General features: G+C 64.6%; 6 protein-coding genes. 1 reads left to right on the forward strand and 5 read right to left on the reverse strand.

The window, feature by feature from the left end:
* Positions 1-92: 92 nt before the first annotated feature.
* The 5 genes from tsaA to rimO all read right to left on the reverse strand — a co-directional run bounded on the left by tsaA (position 93) and on the right by rimO (position 4,013).
* The gene (gene tsaA, locus ACODS5_RS13810; protein WP_489108937.1) at positions 93-785 is read right to left on the reverse strand and encodes a tRNA (N6-threonylcarbamoyladenosine(37)-N6)-methyltransferase TrmO; all 693 of its coding nucleotides are present in this window, start codon (positions 783-785) and stop codon (positions 93-95) included.
* A gap of 7 nt (positions 786-792) precedes the next feature.
* Entirely contained in the window at positions 793-1,254 is a 462-nt protein-coding gene (locus ACODS5_RS13815) for a YehS family protein (RefSeq protein ID WP_134689464.1), read from the reverse strand.
* A gap of 50 nt (positions 1,255-1,304) precedes the next feature.
* Positions 1,305-2,015, reverse strand: coding sequence for an rRNA pseudouridine synthase (locus ACODS5_RS13820; protein WP_489108938.1), 711 nt, complete (start codon positions 2,013-2,015; stop codon positions 1,305-1,307).
* Between the two features lie 73 nt (positions 2,016-2,088).
* Positions 2,089-2,595 carry a GNAT family N-acetyltransferase gene (locus ACODS5_RS13825; RefSeq protein WP_489108939.1) on the reverse strand — a complete coding sequence of 169 codons (507 nt, stop codon included), beginning with the start codon at positions 2,593-2,595 and terminating at the stop codon, positions 2,089-2,091.
* Positions 2,596-2,681: 86 nt separating this feature from the next.
* Positions 2,682-4,013, reverse strand: coding sequence for a 30S ribosomal protein S12 methylthiotransferase RimO (gene rimO, locus ACODS5_RS13830; RefSeq protein ID WP_489108940.1), 1,332 nt, complete (start codon positions 4,011-4,013; stop codon positions 2,682-2,684).
* Between the two features lie 235 nt (positions 4,014-4,248).
* Between rimO and ACODS5_RS13835 the strand changes: the two genes are divergently transcribed.
* Positions 4,249-6,147 (forward strand): potassium transporter Kup, encoded by a 1,899-nt coding sequence (locus ACODS5_RS13835; protein ID WP_489108941.1) that lies wholly within the window; start codon positions 4,249-4,251, stop codon positions 6,145-6,147.
* Positions 6,148-6,248: the final 101 nt, after the last annotated feature.

The following is a 6,248-nucleotide window of genomic DNA, read 5'->3' on the forward strand; positions in this document are numbered from 1 at the left end:
GAAAAACGCAGGCCTGGCCTGCGTTTTTTTATGCCCGCAGAACAGCTTCTGCCGTGTGTGCTATCGCGGGGCAAGCCCGTGTCGACACCGGATCACTCCGGCGCCACCTCCAGCACCCGGATCACATCCGGTTGCGGATAATGCCAGCGCACCTGCACATCCCAGAACTTCACCCCATATACCCGCTCGGGCGGTGGTACCTGGTAGGCAGGGCGTGGGTCCTGGGCCAGACACTGCTCGATCAGCTCGACCAGCGGTTCGCCCAGGCGCAGCGCATGTTCGTGTGCCTGGGGCAGGGCGCTGTCGCTCCAATCGACGGCAATCGCCGCAGGTGCGTCACTGGCCATCCGGTTGACTGCCCCGCTGACGCTATCGGCATAGGGCACATAGGGCTTGATATCCAGCACCGGCGTGCCATCGAGCAGATCGATACCCGACAGCAGCAGGCGCCCGGGCTCCACGCCTTCCAGGCGTACCACTGACTGGCCGATGCCGTTGGGCCGATGGGTGGCGCGGGTGGCGAACACCCCCATGCTCTTGTTGCCGCCCAGGCGCGGCGGGCGTACCTTGAGCCGTGGCTTGTCTTCCAGGGCCTGGTGGAACAGGAACAGCAGCCAGACGTGGCTGACCTGCTCCAGCCCTTCGACGGCATCGCCCTGGTCAAAGGGCGGCAGCAGTTCCAGCACGCCTCGGGCGGCGGGCGCCAGCTGCGGTTGGCGTGGAATGGCGAACTTCTCCTTGAAGCAGGAGCGCAGGATGCCGACTGGCGAGACCGTGTGTTGCATCACTGCCTCAGCCGCGCACGCGCAGGGTGAGGCCCTTGAGGAAGTTGCGCAGCAACTGGTCGCCGCAAGGGCGGTAGTTGTCGTGGCCGACCTTGCGGAACAGCGCGCTCAGCTCTGGCTTGGAGACCGGGAAGTTGACGGCCTTGAGCACCGCGTGCAGGTCGTCTTCCTTGAGCTCGAAGGCAACTCGCAGCTTCTTGAGGATGGTGTTGTTGGTCACCGGTAGCTCGATCGGTTGCGGCGGGCGGCTGTCGTCGCGGCCACGGCGGTGGATCACCAGGCCGTCGAGGAAGTGTGCCATGACCTTCTCCGGGCAGCGTACGAAGCCGGGTTCCTCTTCTTTCTTCACATAGGTGGCGATGGCCTCGACGGGAACCTCGAGGCCCGAGAGCTTGATGATCTCGGCCATTTTCTGGTCGTTGGCCTTGAGCATGTAGCGCAGGCTGCGCAGTACGTCGTTGTGGTTCATTGCAGCGAATCCTGTTCTGTTGCCGCGTCAGTCATTGCGCGGCGGTAATGCTAGAAGCGTTCTGTAGCGGCCACGTAGCGCCACTGGCCCAGCGGCAGCTTGCCCATCGATACCCCGCCAAGGCGAATGCGACGCATCGCCAGTACCTCGAGGCCAGCGGTTTCGCAAAGCTGTTCGATCAAGCCCGGTTGCGGGTTCTTCAGCACGATGCGCAGGTGTTGCTCGTTCTGCCAGCTGGCCTTGGCCTTCGGCAGTTCGACGCCCTTGCGCTCCACGCCGCGGGCCAGGCGCTCGAGCGCGCCTGGCTTGGCTTCACCACTGACCTGGACGATATATTCCTGCTCCATGCGGCGCAGGTCGGCCTCGAGCTTGCGGGTTACCCGCCAGTCCTGGGTGAACAGCTGCAGGCCACTGGCGCCGGGCAGCAGCGGGACGATGCAGGCCTGGCGGGCGAAATGCCCATGCAACGGGCGCACGCCGTCGCGGTGTGCTTCACTGAGGCTGGCCATGCTGATGCTGGCCAGGGCGCTTGCGCTGTTTTGGCCGGCCTGCTGGTTGAGCAGCAAGGTGACCGGTTCGAGTGAGTCGGCACGAGCGCCCGGGAGCAGCTCGACCTGCTGTTCGGTAATCTTGAACTGGGGTTGTTCGACCACCACGCCATCGACCGTGACCCAGCCACCTTCGATGTACAGTTCGGCCTCACGGCGGGAGCAGCCAAGCTGTTCGATGAGGCGTTTGGAGAGACGAATGGGTTCGGACATGGACAGGGGCATCACGCGGTAAGGAAAGCCTTCATTGTACCTGCCTGCGCAAGGTAGCGGCTGCAAATCGATGTCATTTGCGCCATTTCGGAGCGCGGTGGTGGTTTCCTGAGCTTGAGTGCCAGGACGTTGTACGAACAAGCCTCATATGTAGTAGGGGATAGGGCTGGCCTAGGCCGTCGGTTTCCGAGCGGCCGTAGATCTCGAAGCCTTCATGCAGGTAGAAACCCAGGGCTTGCGGGTTCTGTTCGTTGACGTCCAGGCGTTCGGCGTTCAATTCGTTCACCGCGTGGCGCAGCAGGCGCCGTCCGATGCCCTGGCCACGGTGCTCGGGCGCGACGAAGAGCATGTCGACCCGGCCGTTGGCCACCCCGGCAAAGCCGCGGATGTGCCGTCTGGCATCCTTGCAGCAGACCAGCATCACGGCATCCAGATACTTGCGCAGCACGTGCTCGCGCAGCAGCAGGATGTAGCCCTCGGGCAGGAAATCGTGGGTGGCCCGCACCGACGCCTCCCACACCCGGACCAGCTCGGGATAATCGCTCTGATGAGGTGTGTGCAGCGTGACGGTGGGCGACATCCTGTGATCCTCGGGGGCCATTGAGGAAAACATAGATGCAAAAAAATACCCCGCCAGCTGGCGGGGTATTTTCAGGCGGGTTTCGCTCAGATGGGCTCGGCCCACATGTCGTACTCGTCGGCGTCGACGATCCGGCAGCGGACCTTGTCGCCTGGCTTGAAGCCATGGTCGCCGTCGATGAACACGCTGCCGTCGATCTCCGGTGCGTCGAAGAAGCTGCGGCCGACCGAGCCTTGCTCCTCGACTTCGTCGATCAGCACTTCGATCTCCTTGCCGATGCGCTGTTGCAGGCGCGCGGCGCTGATCGCCTGCTGGTGGGCCATGAAGCGGTCCCAGCGGTCCTGCTTGACGTCATCTGGCACTTCTTCAAGGCCCAGGTCGTTGGCCGGGGCGCCTTCGACCGGCGAGTACTGGAAGCAGCCGACGCGGTCGAGCTGGGCCTCGGTCAGCCAGTCGAGCAGGTATTGGAAGTCTTCTTCGGTCTCGCCGGGGAAGCCGACGATGAAGGTCGAGCGGATCACCAACTCTGGGCACTGCTCGCGCCAGTTCTTGATGCGCGCCAGGGTACGGTCCTCGAAGGCCGGGCGCTTCATCGACTTGAGCACCTTGGGGCTGGCGTGCTGGAAGGGGATGTCCAGATAAGGCAGGATCTTGCCGGCGGCCATCAGCGGGATCACGTCGTCGACGTTCGGGTACGGGTACACATAGTGCAGGCGCACCCAGGCACCCAGGCTGCTCAGGGCTTCGCACAGCTCGAGCATGCGGGTCTTGACCGGGCGGCCGTTCCAGAAGTCGGTCTTGTACTTGACGTCGACGCCGTAGGCGCTGGTGTCCTGGGAGATCACCAGGATCTCCTTGACGCCGGCCTTGACCAGGCGCTCTGCCTCGCTCAGCACCTCGCCGACCGGCCGGCTGACCAGCTTGCCGCGCATCGACGGGATGATGCAGAAGCTGCAGCTGTGGTTGCAGCCTTCGGAAATCTTCAGGTAGGCGTAGTGACGCGGGGTCAGCTTGACGCCCTGGGGTGGCACCAGGTCGATCAGCGGGTTGTGGTCCTGGCGCGGCGGCACCACTTCGTGCACGGCGTTGACCACCTGCTCGTACTGCTGCGGGCCGCTGACCGACAGCACGCTGGGGTGCACGTCGCGGATATTGCCTTCCTCGACACCCATGCAGCCGGTGACGATGACCTTGCCGTTTTCCTTGATGGCTTCGCCGATCACTTCCAGCGACTCGGCCTTGGCGCTGTCGATGAAGCCGCAGGTGTTGACCACCACCACGTCGGCGTCCTCGTAGGTGGGCACGACTTCATAGCCTTCCATGCGCAGCTGGGTGAGGATGCGCTCGGAATCGACCAGGGCCTTGGGGCAACCCAGGGAAACGAAGCCGACCTTCGGAGTGGCGGGAGTGGTGGACATGGCTAACCTCGGTATTGAATACAGGTCGCCCGGCCGCTGACGGGGGCGCTCCTGGTGGGCGCTTTTCGCGCCTCTGATCAAAAAGTGCGCAATTCTAGCGAGCGCAAGGTCGCTTTACCAGCAGAAATACGACGAACGCTGCGCTATGCTTCGCGCCGTTGCGCGGGGGCATCCGGGATGCCCTGGCGCGGGTGGCAGTTCAACCGGTCTAGAAGGCCTTCTGCGGGAGTGGTCGATGGTTCAGGCAAGCAGTCACGCCGAAGGCGGGCAGGGCGCAACGCGGTCGTTGGGCCTATTGGTGGCAGCTGTCGGGGTGGTCTATGGCGATATCGGCACCAGCCCGTTGTATACCCTCAAGGAAGTCTTCACCGGTGGTTACGGGGTGCCGGTCAACCACGATGGCGTACTGGGCATCCTGTCGCTGATCCTCTGGTCGCTGTTGTGGGTGGTGTCGTTCAAGTACGTGATGTTCATTCTGCGCGCCGACAACCAGGGCGAAGGCGGCACCATGGCGCTGACCGCGTTGGCGCGGCGGGCCACGGCCAGTCATCCGAAGCTGCGCGCGTTGATGGTCGGCTGCGGCTTGATCGGCGCCTCGTTGTTCTACGGCGACAGCATGATCACCCCGGCGGTGTCGGTGCTGTCGGCAGTGGAGGGCATGGGCCTGGCGTTCGACGGTATCGATCACTGGGTGGTGCCGATCTCGCTGGTGGTGCTGGTGGCGCTGTTCCTGGTGCAAAAACACGGCACCGAGAAGATCGGCAAGCTGTTCGGCCCGATCATGGTCACCTGGTTCGTGGTGCTGGGTGCGCTGGGGGTGCACGGCATCGCCCAGAGCCCCGAGGTGCTCAAGGCCTTCAACCCGGGCTGGGCGTTGAATTTCTTCATCGTGCACCCGGGCATGGGCGTGGCGATCCTTGGCGCGGTGGTGCTGGCGCTGACCGGCGCCGAGGCGCTGTACGCCGACATGGGCCACTTCGGCCGCAAGCCGATCGCCCGCGCCTGGTTCGCCCTGGTGTTGCCGGCGCTGGTGCTCAACTACTTTGGCCAGGGCGCGATGCTGCTGCAGAACCCGGAGGCCGCGCGCAACCCGTTCTACCTGCTGGCGCCGGGCTGGGCACTGCTGCCGCTGGTCGGGCTGGCGACCATGGCCACGGTGATCGCCTCCCAGGCGGTGATCTCGGGGGCCTTCTCCCTGACCCGCCAGGCCATCCAGCTGGGTTATATCCCGCGCATGCAGATCCAGCATACCTCCAGTGACGAGCAGGGGCAGATCTATATCGGCGCGGTGAACTGGACGCTGATGGTCGGCGTGGTGCTGCTGGTGATCGGCTTCGAGTCGTCCGGGGCACTGGCGGCGGCCTATGGCGTGGCGGTGACCGGCACCATGTTGATGACCACCATCCTGGTGGCTTCGGTGATGCTGCTGTTGTGGAAATGGCCGCCGCTGCTGGCGGTGCCGATCCTGGTGGGGTTCCTGCTGGTGGATGGGCTGTTCTTCGCCGCCAACGTGCCGAAGATCGTCCAGGGTGGCGCGTTCCCGGTACTGGCGGGCGGGGTGCTGTTCCTGCTGATGAGCACCTGGAAGCGTGGCAAGCAGATCCTCGTCGAGCGCATCGACGAAGGCGCGCTGCCGCTGCCGGTGTTCATCGGCAGTATTCGCGTGCAGCCGCCGCACCGGGTCGAGGGCACCGCGGTGTTCCTCACCGCGCGGCCCGACGCGGTACCCCATGCGCTGTTGCACAACATGCTGCACAACCAGGTGCTGCACAACCAGGTAGTGCTGCTGACGGTGGTCAGCGAGGACCGGCCGCGGGTGCCGGAGCATGAGCGCTTCGAGGTGGAAGCCTATGGCGATGGGTTCTTCCGGGTGTTGCTGCACTTTGGCTTCATGGACGAGCCGGACGTGCCGGCGGCATTGAAGCTGTGCCACCTGGACGAGCTGGATTTCAGCCCGATGCGCACCACCTATTTCCTCAGCCGGGAGACGGTGATCGCCTCGCGCCTGGAGGGGATGTCGCGCTGGCGGGGCAACCTGTTCGCGTTCCTGCTGAAGAACGCCAACGGCAACCTGCGCTTCTTCAATCTGCCGCTGAACCGGGTGATCGAGCTGGGGACCCAGGTCGAGATCTGACCCAGCGCCTGCTTTGCCGCCGTTCGCTCCTACGGGTTCTGCCGGTCGTCTCGGTCCTGTAGGAGCCAGCTTGCTGGCGAACCAGGCGCCGCGGAGGCTGG

Source organism: Pseudomonas sp. FG47 (assembly GCF_057809115.1).

Coding starts and splice junctions, on each gene's coding strand:
- tsaA (WP_489108937.1), bottom strand. CDS start 785: ATGCAACACACGGTCTCGCCAGTCGGCATCCTGCGCTCCTGCTTCAAG.
- ACODS5_RS13820 (WP_489108938.1), bottom strand. CDS start 2,015: ATGTCCGAACCCATTCGTCTCTCCAAACGCCTCATCGAACAGCTTGGC.
- rimO (WP_489108940.1), bottom strand. CDS start 4,013: ATGTCCACCACTCCCGCCACTCCGAAGGTCGGCTTCGTTTCCCTGGGT.
- ACODS5_RS13835 (WP_489108941.1), top strand. CDS start 4,249: ATGGTTCAGGCAAGCAGTCACGCCGAAGGCGGGCAGGGCGCAACGCGG.
- ACODS5_RS13825 (WP_489108939.1), bottom strand. CDS start 2,595: ATGTCGCCCACCGTCACGCTGCACACACCTCATCAGAGCGATTATCCC.
- ACODS5_RS13815 (WP_134689464.1), bottom strand. CDS start 1,254: ATGAACCACAACGACGTACTGCGCAGCCTGCGCTACATGCTCAAGGCC.